The organism is Stenotrophomonas sp. GQ19 (assembly GCF_059758695.1).
Map to the genome: position 1 here is coordinate 253985 of NZ_JCAXES010000004.1, position 13570 is coordinate 267554.

Consider the following 13570-nt stretch of genomic DNA (forward strand, 5'->3'; position numbering starts at 1 on the left):
CGCTGGCCGGCTCCAGGCGATCCCAGCATTCCGTAGTGCCGGCCGCTGGCCGGCTCCAGGCAAATCTCCCAGCGTTCATGACGAGCCGGCCAGCGGCCGGCACTACGCGTGGTTGTTCGAGGATCATGACGAGCCGGCCAGCGGCCGGCACTACGCGTGGTTGTTCGAGGGGCAGGGGGAGCCGGCCAGCGGCCGGCACTACGCGTGGTTGTTCGAGGGTCATGATGAGCCGGCCAGCGGCCGGCACTACGCGGTCGTTCGTTGGTCGGGGTCGGTCGACGCGCGTTGGGCGATGCGGAACGCAAAAAAAAACAGCAGCCCAGGGCTGCCGTTTTTCATCGATGCAATGGTGCGCCCGGAGAGATTCGAACTCCCGACCGCCTGGTTCGTAGCCAGGTACTCTATCCAACTGAGCTACGGGCGCATTTGCATTGTCTGGTTGTGCGTCCTGCCGTACGTGTTGCCACGTTCGACGGGATGGCAGGCGAGCCTGCTGTGCGATGTAATGGTGCGCCCGGAGAGATTCGAACTCCCGACCGCCTGGTTCGTAGCCAGGTACTCTATCCAACTGAGCTACGGGCGCATTTACATCACGTTGTACTGCTGATGCCAACGGCGGAGTTGGCAACCTGTTGATGGTGCGCCCGGAGAGATTCGAACTCCCGACCGCCTGGTTCGTAGCCAGGTACTCTATCCAACTGAGCTACGGGCGCGTCAACAGGAGCGGAATTATGCGGATGTGGGCCGCATTCGTCAACGCCTTTGTGAAGAACTTCACTCAAATGAATGAAAAAGCAGCGTGGCCACGGCCTGCGGCGATTTCATCCACGCGAAGTGATCCGCATCGGTTCCCAGCGTCGCCGCATCGAGCACGCGCAGCGTGGCCTGCACCTGCGGCAGCTTGGCCAGCAGGCCCTGCATCGAAGGGACCGGCGCCAGCCAGTCCTGCGCCATCACCACGGCCGTGGCGCGGCCGCGCACGGTGCGCAGGCCGGCTTCAAGGTCGTCGGTGATGCCGACGCCGGCGTAATGATTGGTCAGCCCGACCCGGGCCCAGTCGCCGATCAGGCCGCGTGCCTCGGTGCCACCGAACCCCAGCCTACGCCCGTGCAGCACGCCCTGGCGTTGCGCCAGCCAGGGCAGGAAGCGGTAGATCAACGGCAGCGTCCAGCCGCGTGGGCCGGGAAAGGTGCGCCAGTACGGCGTGCCGCTGGCGACCAGCCACACGCGCTGGAACACCGCCGGGTGCAGCCCGGCAAAGCAGCAGGCCAGCTGTCCGCCCAGACTGTGCCCGCCGATGAGGGTGTCCATCACGCCGTCCCGCGGGAGTGCGGCCAGGCTGGCCGGCAGGTCGTGGTAGAGGATCTCGCGATAGCCCCAGTCCTGCGTGCGCGAGGGGCGCAGGCTGCTGCTGCCGTTGCCGCGCCACTCGTGCAGGTACACGGCGATGCCGTGCGCGGCCAGCGCATCGGCCAACGGCAGGTAATGGCGTGCCGCCACGCCCAGTGCCGGCAACCACAGCAAGCGCGCGCGTGGCTGCGCCGGCACGCGGGCCAGCAGGTCGAAACGGTGGTCGTCGGCGGCAACGACCGGCAACGTCAGCGCCTCGATCATGCCGGGCGCGCCGCGCCGAAGTGGTCGATCACCAGCACCTCGCTGCGTCCCGGGTAGTAGCCCCCCTGCAGGCCGCGGGCGACGTAGTCGATGGCTGCTTCACAGGCATTGGGCAACGACAGGCCCTGGCACAACTGCGCGGTGATCGCCGAGGCCAGCGTGCAGCCGGTGCCATGGGCGTCCACCGGCAGGCGGGCGTGGATGAATTCGTCGCGGGTGACGCCGTCGAAGTAGCGATCGACCACGCGCGCACCCTCGTGCAAATGGCCGCCTTTCAGCAGCACCGCGCCGGTGCCCAGATCGAGCAGGGCCGCAGCGGCATCCTCGGCTTCGTCAGCGGTGGTGATGGGACGGCCGAGCAGCAGCTCCGCTTCGGGAATGTTCGGGGTCAGCAGCGTGGCCAGTGGCAGCAGGCGCGTGCGCATCGCGTGCAGCGCGCTGTCCTCCAGCAGCCTGGCACCGCTGGTGGCCACCATCACCGGGTCCAGCACCACGTGCGTGGGGCGGTACTTCTCCAGCGCATCGGCCACCAGCCCGATCACGTCGGCATTGGCCAGCATGCCCAGCTTCACGGCGTGGATGTCGAAGTCGGCAAAGCAGGCGTCGATCTGTGCCTGCAGGAACGCCAGCGGCGGTACGTGGACCGCGGTGACGCCGCGGGTGTTCTGCGCGGTCAGCGCGGCAATCGCCGACAGGCCATGCACGCGGTGGGCGGCGAACGCCTTGAGATCGGCCTGGATACCGGCGCCACCGCCGGAGTCGGAGCCGGCGATGGTGAGGGCGGAAACGGGAGAAGAGGGGGTCATGCGGCGATTGTGCAATGTTTGCCGCTGGCGTGCTGCTCAGTGCGGGCGCCACCGCCGCCATTGCTGGAACAGCATGTAGCCCAGGCCGGTGCAGCCGGTCAGCAGGGCAGGGGCCAGCAGCGCGTCGTACCCCCAGCGCAGGAACAGCCATGCGCCCAGGACGCCGCCGGCGAGGAAGCCGCTGACGATCAGCCCGCTGAGGGTCAGGCGTCGGATCGGCAACGGCAGCCCGCGCAGCAGGTGGCCCAGGCCGATGCCCAGGTCGGTGAACATGCCGCTGAGGTGGGTGGTGCGCACCACCGCGCCGCTGAAGGTGGTGGCCATGGCGTTCTGCAACCCGCAGGCCATCGCCGCGGCCAGTGCGCCCCAGATCTGCTGCTGCTTGAACAGCGGGATGGCGACCAGCAGCAACAGCGATTCCAGCGTGAGCACCACGCCATAGCGGCGGCCCAGCTGCAGGGTGCTGTCCTGCACGATCATGCCGCTGAGCATCGCGCCCAGGCAGAACGCGATCAGCAGGCCCCACAGATGACCGACCACGCGCCAGTCGCGTTGTGCCAGCGCCATGCCAAGCTGGCTGGTGGTGCCGGTCATGTGGCTCACCGCCTGGTGTTCGAATCCCAGGAAGCCGACCACGTTGACCATGCCGGCCACGCAGGACAGCGCGATCGCACCGATCCATACCCAGGTCGGAAGCCGGATGCTCATCCGGCGTGCGGGCGGCTCATCGCGGCACGGTCAGTGCCATGCTCAACGGCCCTTCGGCGGGCCGTTGAACTGCACATCGGAGAAGGTGCCGGTGGCCGGATCGAACACCGCGCCCCAGAACTGCGCCCCGCCGTCACAGACCCGGATGGCGTCGCGGGCCGGGTCGATATCGGTGCCGTCGGGCAGATGGAAGGCGTTGAGGTAGATCAGCTGCTTGCCGCCCATCTCGATGCCGACGTACTGCCGGTCGAAATCGGCCGCATGGGGCACCTGGGCGTCCAGGCCGGGCAGCTGGGCTTCCAGCTGTTCCACCTGCTGGCGGCTGGGTGCCCAGTAGCCGGTGACCGCCCCGGCCTCGCGGCCGGGGCTGGAACGTGAGCAGGTGTCCAGCACCTGGGCGGCGATCACCGGGCGGGTGACCACCCAGGACTGGCCGGTCTTGACTGCGGTGGGCACGCTGGCGCCCGGGCGGACGTTGGCAGGCGTGCAGGCGGCCGCCAGCGCAGCAAGCGCCAGCGGCAGGACGGCACGGGACAGGGAACGGCTCACAACACCTCCGAGGCGTAATCGGCCAGGCGCGAACGCTCGCCACGACGCAGCGTGACGTGGGCGCTGTGCGGCCAGTTCTTGAAGCGGTCCACCGCGTAGGTCAGGCCCGAGGTGGTTTCGGTCAGGTACGGGGTGTCGATCTGTTCGACGTTGCCCAGGCAGACGATCTTGGTGCCGGGGCCGGCACGGGTGATCAGGGTCTTCATCTGCTTGGGGGTGAGATTCTGTGCTTCGTCCAGGATCAGGTAGCGCGACAGGAAGGTGCGCCCGCGCATGAAGTTCAGCGAGCGGATCTTGATCCGGCTGGCGATCAGGTCGTTGGTGGCCGCACGGCCCCACGCGCCGCCTTCCTGGGTGTGGGTGAGCACTTCCAGGTTGTCGGTGAGCGCGCCCATCCACGGCGTCATCTTTTCTTCCTCGGTGCCGGGCAGGAAGCCGATGTCTTCGCCGACGCTGACCGTGGCACGGGTCATGATGATTTCGCGGTAGCGCTGCTGGTCCATGGTCTGGGCCAGGCCGGCGGCCAGCGCCAGCAGGGTCTTGCCGGTGCCGGCGGTGCCGAGCAGGGTGACGAAATCGATCTCCGGGTCCATCAGCGCGTTGAGGGCGAAATTCTGCTCGCGGTTGCGCGCGCTGATGCCCCACACCGCGTGGCTGCCGTGGCGGAAGTCGTTGACCAGCGACAGGGTGATCTTGTCACCGTCCACCTTGGCCACGCGCAGTTCGACTTCATCGTCGCCCGGCAGGTAGGCGTACTGGTTGGGGTGCCAGCTCTCGTCTTCGCTGGCGATGATTTCGTAACTGGTACGGCCCTTGTCGCTCCAGCTGCGCAGGTTGTCGGTGTGCTTCTTCCAGAAGTCTTCCGGCAGTTCGGTGGCGCCGGTGTAGAGCAGGCTGAAATCGTCCAGCGCGCGGTCGTTCTCGTAGTCTTCGGACACGATCCCGGCGATGGCCGCCTTGATCCGCAGGTTGATGTCCTTGGAAACGAACACCACCGGGATCTCGGGGATCTGCTCCTTCAGCGCCAGGATCGCGCCGAGGATGGCGTTGTCCGGGATGACCGCGCCAAAGCTCTTGCCCGCGTCGAAATGACTGGTCTGGAAACGCAGCAGACCCACGCTCTGCTTGCCGCGCAGCTGCAGCCCGTTGGGCCGAAGCAGCGGAATGCCGTCGGCCAGGTTGTCCAGGCCCGAGGCCTGCACCAGCTCGTTGAGGAAACGGCTGACCTGGCGCGCGTTGCGGCTGGCCTCGGTGGTGCCCTTCTTGCCGTTGTCCAGCTCTTCGATCACCTGCATCGGCAGGTAGACATCATGCTCCTCGAACTTGAACAGCGCGGTCGGATCGTGCATGAGCACGTTGGTATCCAGAACGTAGATGCGCTTGCCTCGGGTCATCGTCATTTCCTGGTGGCAGAACAGGGACAAGCCATCACAGCCTGCAGGGCAGGGTGATGGCCATTGGGGGGTGCAGGTTGGTCACTGGGTTTTCGCGGCCTTCAGGGCTTCAAGGACGGTGTCTGCGTGGCCGGCCACCTTGACCTTGCGCCACGCCTGCACGATACGACTGTCGGGCGAAATCAGGAAGGTGCTGCGCTCGATGCCGCGCACCTGCTTGCCGTACATGTTCTTGAGCTTGATCACGTCGAAGGCGGTGCACAGCGCTTCGTCGCCATCGCTGATCAGCGGGAAGGCGAAGCCCTGCTTGGCGCAGAAGTTGTCGTGGGATTTGACCGAATCGCGGGAGACGCCGAACACGCGCGCATCGAGGCGGGTGAATTCGGGCAGCAGGGCGTTGAAGTCGATGCCTTCGGTGGTGCAGCCCGGGGTGCTGTCCTTCGGGTAGAAGTACAGCACCAGCCACTGGCCGGCGAGTGCGCCGAGGGAGGTGTGCTCGCCGCCGGACAACGCCAGCGGCAGTGCGAGGGTGGTGCTGTCCAGGGTGTCGCCGTCGTTCATGGGTTCCTTTCCGGATCCTGGGGTCGTGCCATTACAACTGCATGAAACGCTGCGCGCCCGTGACGAACGCGCGAACGATCAGAACTTCATCGGATCCATGATGGCATCCAGGTTCAGGTGGTCGCAGAACTCGAGGAAATCGTCGCGCAGCGCGGCGATGTGCATGTTGGCCGGCACGCCGATGGTGACCTGCGCCGAGAACATCTCCGCCCCGGTCTGCATCGCCCGGTAGCGGGTGCTCTGCAGATTCTCGATGGTGATGCCCTGGCGGTCGAAGAAATCGGCCAGCTGGAACAGGATGCCCGGCTTGTCGGCGGCGATCACTTCCACGATGTACGGCAGCAGGTTGGACTGCGCCTGCTTGGCACCGGTGCGGTACCACACCAGCTTCAGGCCCTCTTCGCGCTCGAGCCGGGTCAGCATGGCTTCCAGCTTGGCCACCGCGTCCCACGAGCCGGTGGCCAGCGCGGTCACCGAGACGTCGCGGCCCACCGTGGCCAGGCGTGCATCGACCAGGTTGCAACCGCTGTCGGAGATACGCCGGGTGACGGGCAGCAGTGGGGACTCCGGATGCGTCGTGTAGGCGTTGATCAGGAGATGGTTTTCGGTCGGCGCAGGCCGCGGCGTGGTGTCGGTCAAGAGGGTTCCGGGTGATGCAAGGTGAGTCTGAACGGCCGGCGACGGCACGTTCGCCGGAGTCCAGCATACTTGCCCGTGCTTTCGACCCGCAAGTAACATGCAACGTACATCCGGCCGGCGTTTAGGCCCGCCGGGTTCCCCCTTTCTTCCGAGCAACGTTTCCTTGTCCCTTTCCGGTCTCATCACCGCGCTGGCCACGCCTTTCAAGGCCGATGGCGCATTGGATCCCGACGGTTGGCAGCGCCTGCTGCATCTGCAACTGGAGGGTGGCGTTCACGGGGTGGTGGTTGCCGGTTCGACCGGCGAGGCCGCTACCCTGTCCGACGACGAGTACGACCAGCTGCTGCGCAGCGCGGTCAAAACCGTGGCCGGGCGCATCCCGGTGCTGGCCGGGACGGGCCTGTCGGGCACGGCGAAAACCATCGAACAGACCCGCCGGGCGGCCGCCAGCGGCGCCACCCATGCGCTGGTGGTGACCCCGCCCTACGTGCGCCCCACCCAGGAAGGGCTCATCGCCCATTACCGCGCCGTCGCCGACCAGGGCGGGCTGCCGGTGATCCTGTACAACGTGCCCGGCCGGACCGGCTGCGACATGCTGCCCGAGACCGTGGCCGTGCTGGCTGCCCACCCGAACATCGTGGGCATCAAGGAAGCGGTGGGCGATGTGGGCCGCGTGCAGGCCCTGCTGGCGCTGCGTTCGGCCGATTTTGCCGTTCTCAGTGGCGATGACGGCACCGCGGCGCGCTCGATCCTGTCCGGCGTGGATGGCTTGATCTCGGTGGGCTCCAATGCCTTGCCGGGCGCATACCGACGCATGTGCGACCTGGCTGCGGCCGGCGAGCGCGAGGCAACCGAGGCGTGGGATGCCCGCCTGGAGCCGTTCCATGAATTCTGCGGCGTGGAGTCCAATCCGATCCCGGTGAAGGACCTGCTGCGCCGGATCGGCATCGGCCACGGGCTTCGCCTGCCGCTGCTGTCCCTGTCTGCGGCGCACCATGCCGCTGCCGAACACCTGGCCACCGATATCGGTGCGCTGGAAGCACTATCCAACCACTGACCACCCGTGGTCACCCAGGAGATTCCCATGCGTCAATCCGTTTCCGCCATCCGCGTGTTGTCCTTCGCGATCCTGGCTACCGCCACCCTCGTGGGTACCACCGGTTGCTTCAAGCGCGGGGCCAAGGGCGACTACGCGCTGGCGCCGGAAATGCGTCCGCTGGAAGTGCCGCCGGACCTGAACGCCCCGGGCGGCAGCCCGGCCGCCCAGGTGCCGGTGCTGGCGTCGCAGGCGGCCAGGCCGGCGCCGGCGGCAGCGTCCACCCAGGCTCCGACCAACGCCGCAGGCTTCACCGTGCCGGGCAGCAAGGACGAGGTGTTCGGCAAGGTCGGCACCGCGCTGGAATCGGTGGCCGGCGTGAAGGTCGCCAGCAAGGCACAGCTGCTGGGCTCCTATGACGTGGCCTATGAAGGCAGCGACTTCCTGGTCCGCGTGGTCGGTGTTGAAGCCGGCGCCTACGTGTCGGCTGTTGACCCGCGTGGCCTGCCGGCCACCGGCGCCGCCCCGACCAAGCTGCTGGGCGAGCTGAAGGCGAAGCTGGCTCCGTAAGGAAGCCTGCGGTAGGTCCGGTTGCTGGCCGGGCAGGGATGCATTGCGTGCCTGCCCGGGTCTGACGCTGATGGCGTTGGGGCGAAGGGCAGCCGGCCAGCGGCCGGCACTACCGGGGATCCGGTTGGGGAAACAAAAAGGGCGCCATAGGCGCCCTTTTTCGTTCGGGGATCCGGTTGGGGAAACAAAAAGGGCGCCCTGGGCGCCCTTTTTCGTTCGGGGATCCGGTTGGAGAAACGGAAAGGGCGCCCTAGGCGCCCTTTTTCGTTTGCGGCAGGCCGCGGCTCAGCGTTCCAGCAGCGGCAGCTTGTCCGGCTTGCCATCCCATTCGCCGGCGTCGGCGGGCGGGTCCTTGCGCACGGTCAGCACCGGCCAGGATTTGGCCAGCTCGGCGTTCAGGGCGACGAACGCTTCCTGCCCGGCGGGCACGTCGTCTTCAGGGAAAATCGCGTTGACCGGGCATTCCGGTTCGCACAGGGTGCAGTCGATGCACTCGTCCGGGTCGATCACCAGGAAGTTCGGGCCTTCATGGAAGCAATCCACGGGGCACACTTCCACGCAATCGGTGTGTTTGCACTTGATGCAGTTTTCGGTGACAACGAAAGGCATGGGGAAATCCGGCGTTAAGCCGCGTAATTCTAGAACAGGTTGTGGCTGAATGCTGGCGTGGCGTGCTCAGTCGGCCCTCCGGCTGTCCGGGTAAGTGCGGGTAGCCCTTGTGCGGCAACGCGTTGCGGGGTCTGCATGGCGATCGGGCCGGGCGGTTGCGGGGTCTGCGCACCCGCGCGCTGGGCGCGGGGATTCCCTGTGCACGTGCGTCGCCGCTGCCTAAGCGCCCGGTGCATGCCCGACCCGCAGCGGGTCAGGCCACGTGGACCCGGCTCTCCGGCAGGCCAGGCTGGTCCTGGCGCGCGCTGAACAGGCTGCCCGCATGCGGGCTTGCGGCCAGGGCTTCGGGCGTGTGGTCCAGCTGCGAACTGATCACGTACAAGGTGCGCAGGTCGGCGCCGCCGAAGGCAACGCAGGTGGGGTTCTTCACCGGCACCGGCTGTACCTGCAGCAGTGCGCCGTCGGCGCCATAGCAGCTCACCTGGCTGGCGCGCCATTGTGCGTTCCAGACCCGCCCGCCGGCATCCACCGCCGACCCGTCGGGCTCGGCGGCGCGGTTGGCCAGCGTGGTGAACACGCGCACGTTGGCGGTGCTGGCACGCTCGGGGTCGTAATCGCAGGCCATGATCCGTGGCGTCACCGAATCGCACCAGTACAGCGTGCGGCCATCCAGGCTGAAGCTGATCGCGTTGGGAATCACGATGCCCGGCAGCGGCAGTTCGCGCAGGCCGTGGCGGCTGGAGTACTGATAGAAGCGGCCGTCGGCGGCGCGCGCCGGGTGTTCGTTCATGGTGCCGAACACGAAGTTGCCGTGGCGGTCGGCGCGACCATCGTTGCTGCGCGTGTACGGGTTGTGTGGGTCCACGTCGGCCAGCCACTGCAGCGGCAGCGCCTCGTCGGTGGCTGCGGTCAGGTCGGCGCGGTGCAGCGAACTGACCAATGCCACCAGCAGCGTGCCGTCGTCGAACAACCCGATGCAGCCGGGCCGGTCCGGTAACACCCAGTGGCGCGTGCTGCCGCTGGCCGGGGTGTGCTGCCACAGCCGACGTTCGGCGATGTCGATCCAGAGCAGGCTCTGCCGCCGGTCGCACCAGAGCACGCCCTCGCCGTGGGTGCAGCGGCTGTCCACCGCCAGCGTGGCCGGCGCGCGTTCGAGGCTCATTGCGACGCACCGGTGGGCATCCGCACGACCGGCGTGGCGCCACAGCGGGATAGGGCACTCAGGCGAACGTACATGGGCATGGGCAGGCGCTCCTCCACAATGCCGCCCCACGCCCGGGAGTGGGCAGGGCGGCCAGGCGGGCATGGTCGCAGTGGAGGGCGTCGGTGTTCAACCGGTCGTCGAGCGCGGCCATGCGCCCGCACCGCCGCGGGCCGCCGCCAGGTCCGGGCCCACCCGCCGCCGCCCAGCCGGCGCGAAAGGTATGAGAACCTGCGCCATCCGTCCCTGCTGCGGTCGTGCGCAGCGTCCCTTCAACCCAGGGTTTCCCATGACCAGTGCTTCGCTCAGCAGTACACGTGCCGGCAGCGGCGAGAACACCGGCTTCATCATCCTGATCAGCTGCGTGGCCACCATCGGTGGCTTCCTGTTCGGGTTCGACAGCGGCGTGATCAACGGCACCGTCGATGGCCTCAAGGACACGTTCCAGTCCAGCTCGGCCGGGATCGGCTTCGAGGTGGCTTCGATGCTGCTCGGCTGCGCGATCGGTGCGTTCTTCGCCGGCCGGCTGGGCGACCGGCTCGGCCGCCGCGGCGTGCTGATCATCGCCGCGGTGATGTTCCTGTTCTCGGCCCTGGGGGCCGGTGCGGCGCACAGCTCCACGGTGTTCATCATCGCCCGGGTGATCGGCGGGTTCGCGGTCGGCGCGGCCAGCGTGATGTCGCCGGCCTACATTGCCGAGGTGGCCTCGGCCCGGTACCGCGGGCGGCTGGCCACGGTGCAGCAGATCGCGATCATCAGCGGGTTGTTCTGCGCCTTCCTGAGCAACTACCTGCTGGCCAGGGCGGCCGGCGCCTCCACCGAGTCCCTGTGGCTGGGCCAGGCGGCATGGCGCTGGATGTTCTGGATGCAGGCCATTCCCTCGCTGCTGTTCCTGTGCCTGCTGCTGGTGATCCCGGAAAGCCCGCGCTTTCTGGTGGTCAAAGGGCGCCGTGACCAGGCCCTGGCGGTGCTGACCCGTCTGTACGGGCCGGCCGAGGCGCAGGCCAAGATCACCGAGATCGAAGGCTCGCTGTCCCAGGACCAGCACCACCCGACCTTCAAGGACCTGATCAGCAAGGCCACCGGCACGCTGCGCCCGATCGTCTGGATCGGCATCGGTCTGGCGGTGTTCCAGCAGCTGGTGGGCATCAACGTCGTCTTCTACTACGGCGCGGTGCTGTGGCAGGCGGTGGGCTTTTCGGAGAACGACGCGCTGCTCATCAACGTGCTGTCCGGTGCGCTCAGCATCGGTGCCTGCCTGGTCACCGTGGTGCTGATCGACCGTATCGGCCGCAAGCCGCTGCTGTGGATCGGCTCGGTAGGCATGGCGATCTCGCTGGCGCTGGTCACCATCGCCTTCGCCAGCGGGTCGCTGGATGCCGGCGGCAAGCTGCAGCTGTCTGACAGCATGGGCGTGCTGGCGCTGGTCGCGGCGAATGTCTACGTGATCTTCTTCAACATGTCCTGGGGCCCGGTGATGTGGGTGATGCTGGGCGAGATGTTCCCCAACCAGATCCGCGGCTCGGGGCTGGCGGTGGCCGGTGCGGCGCAGTGGACGGCCAACTTCGCCATCACCGTGTCCTTCCCGGTGCTGCTGGGCAGCATCGGCCTGGCCGGGGCGTACGGCATCTATACGGTGGCCGCGGTGCTGTCGGTGTTCTTCGTGCTGCGCTTCGTCAACGAGACCAAGGGCAAGGAACTGGAGCAGATGGAGGGCTGAGCGCGCGCCCGACCGGGGCGACCTGGTCGGGCGACGCAGCGGGTGGCACGTGCTCCCCGTTGCGCGCCTGGCAGGGCAGGGGCTGGCGGCCCCGGGCCTGGAACGCAAAAAACCCCGCCGTGGCGGGGTTTTTGGCTTCCGTGCAGCGCGACTGGTGCTCCCTAGGGGACTCGAACCCCTGTTTTAGCCTTGAGAGGGCCACGTCCTAACCATTAGACGAAGGGAGCAGGCTTTGTCGCGAACTGCGCAGCGCGCTAGTATATGGACCTAGATGCCATTGGGCAATCCCGAAAACTCAACCGGAAGCGCCAACATCAATTCTTCTGCTACATCACCGTTCAGCCTGCGCGTGATTCCGCGCGACCAGCACACCATCTCCCGCAAGGACATCAGCCCCAACGCATTGCGCGTGTTGTACCGGCTGCGTGATTCCGGGTTCGCTGGCTACCTTGTAGGGGGCGCCGTGCGCGACCTGCTGGTCGGCGGCAACCCCAAGGACTTCGACGTGGCCACCGATGCCACCCCGGAACAGGTCAAGGCGCTGTTCCGCAACTGCCGCCTGATTGGTCGCCGCTTCCGGCTGGCCCACGTGGTGTTCGGTCGCGAAATCATCGAAGTGGCCACCTTCCGCGCCAACATCGACGATGGCAGCGGCGACCGCGAGATGGAAAACGGCATGCTGGTCCGCGACAACGTCTACGGCAGCATCGAAGACGACGCGATCCGCCGTGACTTCACCTGCAACGCCCTGTACTACGCGATCGAGGACTTCTCGGTGCGCGACTACACCGGCGGCTTCGAAGACGTCCAGGCGCGCCTGATGAAACTCATCGGCGACCCGGAAAAGCGCTACCAGGAAGACCCGGTGCGGATGCTGCGCGCGGTGCGCCTGGCGGCCAAGCTCGGTTTCCAGATCGACGACGCCAGCGCCGAGCCGCTGCCGCGGCTTGCCGGCCTGCTGGCCGAAGCCGCGCCGGCGCGCCTGTTCGAGGAAGTGCTCAAGCTGTTCCTGTCCGGGCACGGCGTGGCCAGCTTCGAAGGCCTGGAGCGTTACGGCCTGCTGGATGTGATGTTCCCGGAAAGTGCGGCCGCGCTACGCAGCAACCGCAGTGGCGCGCTGCGCCGCATGGTCATCGAAGGCCTGCACAACACCGACCTGCGCGTGGCCAACGATGAGCCGGTGTCGCCGTCGTTCCTGTTCGCGCTGCTGCTGTGGCCGGCGTTCTGCCGCGCCCTGGCCAGCCTGCAGAAGCAGGGCGTGGCGCTGGAAGAGGCGCAGCGTCGCGCCGCCGACCGCGTCACCTTGCACCAGCTGACCACCATCGCGCTGCCGCGCCGCTTCTCGCTGCCGATGCAGGAGATCTGGCTGCTGCAGGGGCGTTTCAGCTCGCGCCAGCGCAAGCGCGTGATCCGCACCCTGACCCATCCGCGCTTCCGCGCCGCCTACGACTTCCTGGTGTTGCGCCAGGTGGCCTCCAGCGAGCACAGCGCCGACGTCGAGTTCTGGCGCGAAGCCCAGCTGCAGTCCGGCCCGGAGCTGGATTCGGCGCTGGATGCGGCGCATGTCGAGGGTGAGGTCGACGAAGACGGTGCACCGCGCAAGCGTCGGCGCCGGCGCCGTCGTCCGGGCGGGGCCGCCACGGGCGAGTAAGACGTGACCGCTGCCTGCATTGGATTGGGCGCCAACCTGGGCGACGCCGCGCAGACCCTGCGCGACGCGTTCGAGGCCCTGGCGGGGCTCCCGCGCACCACGCTGCGCGCGCGCTCCCGGTTGTACAGCACGCCGGCCTGGGGCAATGAAGACCAGCCGGCGTTCGTCAACGCCGCGGCGCTGCTCGACACCGCGCTGAGCGGCCCGGAGCTGCTGGACGCGCTGCTGGGCATCGAGCGCGACTTCGGCCGGGTTCGCCAGCCGGGCGTGCACTGGGGGCCGCGCACGCTGGACCTGGACCTGCTGCTGTTCGGCGAGGACGTGATCGACCTGCCGCAGCTGAAGGTCCCGCATCCCTACCTGCACGAACGCGCGTTCGCGCTGCTGCCGCTGGCCGACGTTGCCCCGGACGCGGTGATTCCCGGCCACGGCCGTGTGCGGGATGCTGTGATGCGGGTCGAGGCCTGCGGGATCGCGCCAATAGGGGGATAATGCGGGGCTTATCGCCACCG

Annotated in this window: 14 protein-coding genes and 4 tRNA genes; 5 read left to right on the forward strand and 13 right to left on the reverse strand. The window is 67.7% G+C overall.

The annotated features are described in order from the left end of the window. Positions 1 to 347: 347 nt before the first annotated feature. From AC6CHL_RS10415 to AC6CHL_RS10460, 10 genes are all read right to left on the reverse strand, one after another. A tRNA-Arg gene (locus AC6CHL_RS10415) sits at positions 348 to 424 on the reverse strand. 82 nt (positions 425 to 506) lie between these two features. Continuing rightward, positions 507 to 583, reverse strand: a tRNA-Arg gene (locus AC6CHL_RS10420). Between the two features lie 53 nt (positions 584 to 636). Further along, a tRNA-Arg gene (locus AC6CHL_RS10425) sits at positions 637 to 713 on the reverse strand. A 61-nt stretch (positions 714 to 774) separates the two neighbouring features. Further along, positions 775 to 1614 carry an alpha/beta hydrolase family protein gene (locus AC6CHL_RS10430; RefSeq protein WP_498294301.1) on the reverse strand — a complete coding sequence of 280 codons (840 nt, stop codon included), beginning with the start codon at positions 1612 to 1614 and terminating at the stop codon, positions 775 to 777. Then, positions 1611 to 2420 (reverse strand): bifunctional hydroxymethylpyrimidine kinase/phosphomethylpyrimidine kinase, encoded by an 810-nt coding sequence (thiD, locus tag AC6CHL_RS10435; protein ID WP_448133394.1) that lies wholly within the window; start codon positions 2418 to 2420, stop codon positions 1611 to 1613. The genes AC6CHL_RS10430 and thiD overlap by 4 nt, the downstream gene beginning before the upstream one ends. A gap of 36 nt (positions 2421 to 2456) precedes the next feature. Next, entirely contained in the window at positions 2457 to 3128 is a 672-nt protein-coding gene (locus AC6CHL_RS10440) for a YoaK family protein (protein WP_498294302.1), read from the reverse strand. Between the two features lie 42 nt (positions 3129 to 3170). Next, a complete protein-coding gene (locus tag AC6CHL_RS10445) occupies positions 3171 to 3677 on the reverse strand; it encodes a hypothetical protein (protein WP_425598275.1) in 507 nt (168 codons plus the stop codon). Further along, positions 3674 to 5071, reverse strand: coding sequence for a PhoH family protein (locus AC6CHL_RS10450; RefSeq protein WP_038692321.1), 1398 nt, complete (start codon positions 5069 to 5071; stop codon positions 3674 to 3676). The genes AC6CHL_RS10445 and AC6CHL_RS10450 overlap by 4 nt, the downstream gene beginning before the upstream one ends. Before the next feature lie 81 nt (positions 5072 to 5152). Next, on the reverse strand, positions 5153 to 5632 hold the full coding sequence (locus AC6CHL_RS10455; RefSeq protein WP_038689098.1) for a peroxiredoxin: 480 nt from the start codon (positions 5630 to 5632) through the stop codon (positions 5153 to 5155). Positions 5633 to 5710: 78 nt separating this feature from the next. Next, entirely contained in the window at positions 5711 to 6271 is a 561-nt protein-coding gene (locus AC6CHL_RS10460) for a glycine cleavage system transcriptional repressor (protein WP_038689096.1), read from the reverse strand. 163 nt (positions 6272 to 6434) lie between these two features. Between AC6CHL_RS10460 and dapA the strand changes: the two genes are divergently transcribed. Next, a complete protein-coding gene (dapA, locus tag AC6CHL_RS10465; protein WP_141058677.1) occupies positions 6435 to 7328 on the forward strand; it encodes a 4-hydroxy-tetrahydrodipicolinate synthase in 894 nt (297 codons plus the stop codon). A 27-nt stretch (positions 7329 to 7355) separates the two neighbouring features. After that, a complete protein-coding gene (locus AC6CHL_RS10470) occupies positions 7356 to 7877 on the forward strand; it encodes a hypothetical protein (RefSeq protein ID WP_498294303.1) in 522 nt (173 codons plus the stop codon). Between the two features lie 285 nt (positions 7878 to 8162). On the opposite strand, the gene fdxA is transcribed toward AC6CHL_RS10470, so the two are convergent. Next, complete coding sequence (fdxA, locus tag AC6CHL_RS10475; RefSeq protein ID WP_038689090.1) at positions 8163 to 8486, reverse strand: ferredoxin FdxA; 324 nt, start codon at positions 8484 to 8486, stop codon at positions 8163 to 8165. 253 nt (positions 8487 to 8739) lie between these two features. Further along, a complete protein-coding gene (locus AC6CHL_RS10480) occupies positions 8740 to 9648 on the reverse strand; it encodes an SMP-30/gluconolactonase/LRE family protein (protein WP_498294304.1) in 909 nt (302 codons plus the stop codon). 328 nt (positions 9649 to 9976) lie between these two features. Between AC6CHL_RS10480 and AC6CHL_RS10485 the strand changes: the two genes are divergently transcribed. Then, a complete protein-coding gene (locus AC6CHL_RS10485; protein ID WP_498294305.1) occupies positions 9977 to 11407 on the forward strand; it encodes a sugar porter family MFS transporter in 1431 nt (476 codons plus the stop codon). Between the two features lie 152 nt (positions 11408 to 11559). On the opposite strand, the gene AC6CHL_RS10490 is transcribed toward AC6CHL_RS10485, so the two are convergent. Further along, positions 11560 to 11634 (reverse strand) — tRNA-Glu (locus AC6CHL_RS10490). 50 nt (positions 11635 to 11684) lie between these two features. Between AC6CHL_RS10490 and pcnB the strand changes: the two genes are divergently transcribed. Both pcnB and folK read left to right on the forward strand, forming a co-directional pair. Then, complete coding sequence (gene pcnB, locus AC6CHL_RS10495) at positions 11685 to 13058, forward strand: polynucleotide adenylyltransferase PcnB (protein WP_038689084.1); 1374 nt, start codon at positions 11685 to 11687, stop codon at positions 13056 to 13058. Between the two features lie 3 nt (positions 13059 to 13061). Beyond that, positions 13062 to 13550, forward strand: a complete 489-nt coding sequence (folK, locus tag AC6CHL_RS10500; RefSeq protein WP_498294306.1) for a 2-amino-4-hydroxy-6-hydroxymethyldihydropteridine diphosphokinase — start codon at positions 13062 to 13064, stop codon at positions 13548 to 13550. The last annotated feature ends 20 nt before the right edge of the window (positions 13551 to 13570 follow it).

What these genes read in the sequence shown, in the direction of transcription:
- AC6CHL_RS10450 (WP_038692321.1), bottom strand. Translation starts at nt 5,071, where the DNA reads ATGACCCGAGGCAAGCGCATCTACGTTCTGGATACCAACGTGCTCATG.
- AC6CHL_RS10470 (WP_498294303.1), top strand. Translation starts at nt 7,356, where the DNA reads ATGCGTCAATCCGTTTCCGCCATCCGCGTGTTGTCCTTCGCGATCCTG.
- AC6CHL_RS10480 (WP_498294304.1), bottom strand. Translation starts at nt 9,648, where the DNA reads ATGAGCCTCGAACGCGCGCCGGCCACGCTGGCGGTGGACAGCCGCTGC.
- AC6CHL_RS10485 (WP_498294305.1), top strand. Translation starts at nt 9,977, where the DNA reads ATGACCAGTGCTTCGCTCAGCAGTACACGTGCCGGCAGCGGCGAGAAC.
- AC6CHL_RS10440 (WP_498294302.1), bottom strand. Translation starts at nt 3,128, where the DNA reads ATGAGCATCCGGCTTCCGACCTGGGTATGGATCGGTGCGATCGCGCTG.
- AC6CHL_RS10430 (WP_498294301.1), bottom strand. Translation starts at nt 1,614, where the DNA reads ATGATCGAGGCGCTGACGTTGCCGGTCGTTGCCGCCGACGACCACCGT.
- thiD (WP_448133394.1), bottom strand. Translation starts at nt 2,420, where the DNA reads ATGACCCCCTCTTCTCCCGTTTCCGCCCTCACCATCGCCGGCTCCGAC.
- fdxA (WP_038689090.1), bottom strand. Translation starts at nt 8,486, where the DNA reads ATGCCTTTCGTTGTCACCGAAAACTGCATCAAGTGCAAACACACCGAT.
- AC6CHL_RS10455 (WP_038689098.1), bottom strand. Translation starts at nt 5,632, where the DNA reads ATGAACGACGGCGACACCCTGGACAGCACCACCCTCGCACTGCCGCTG.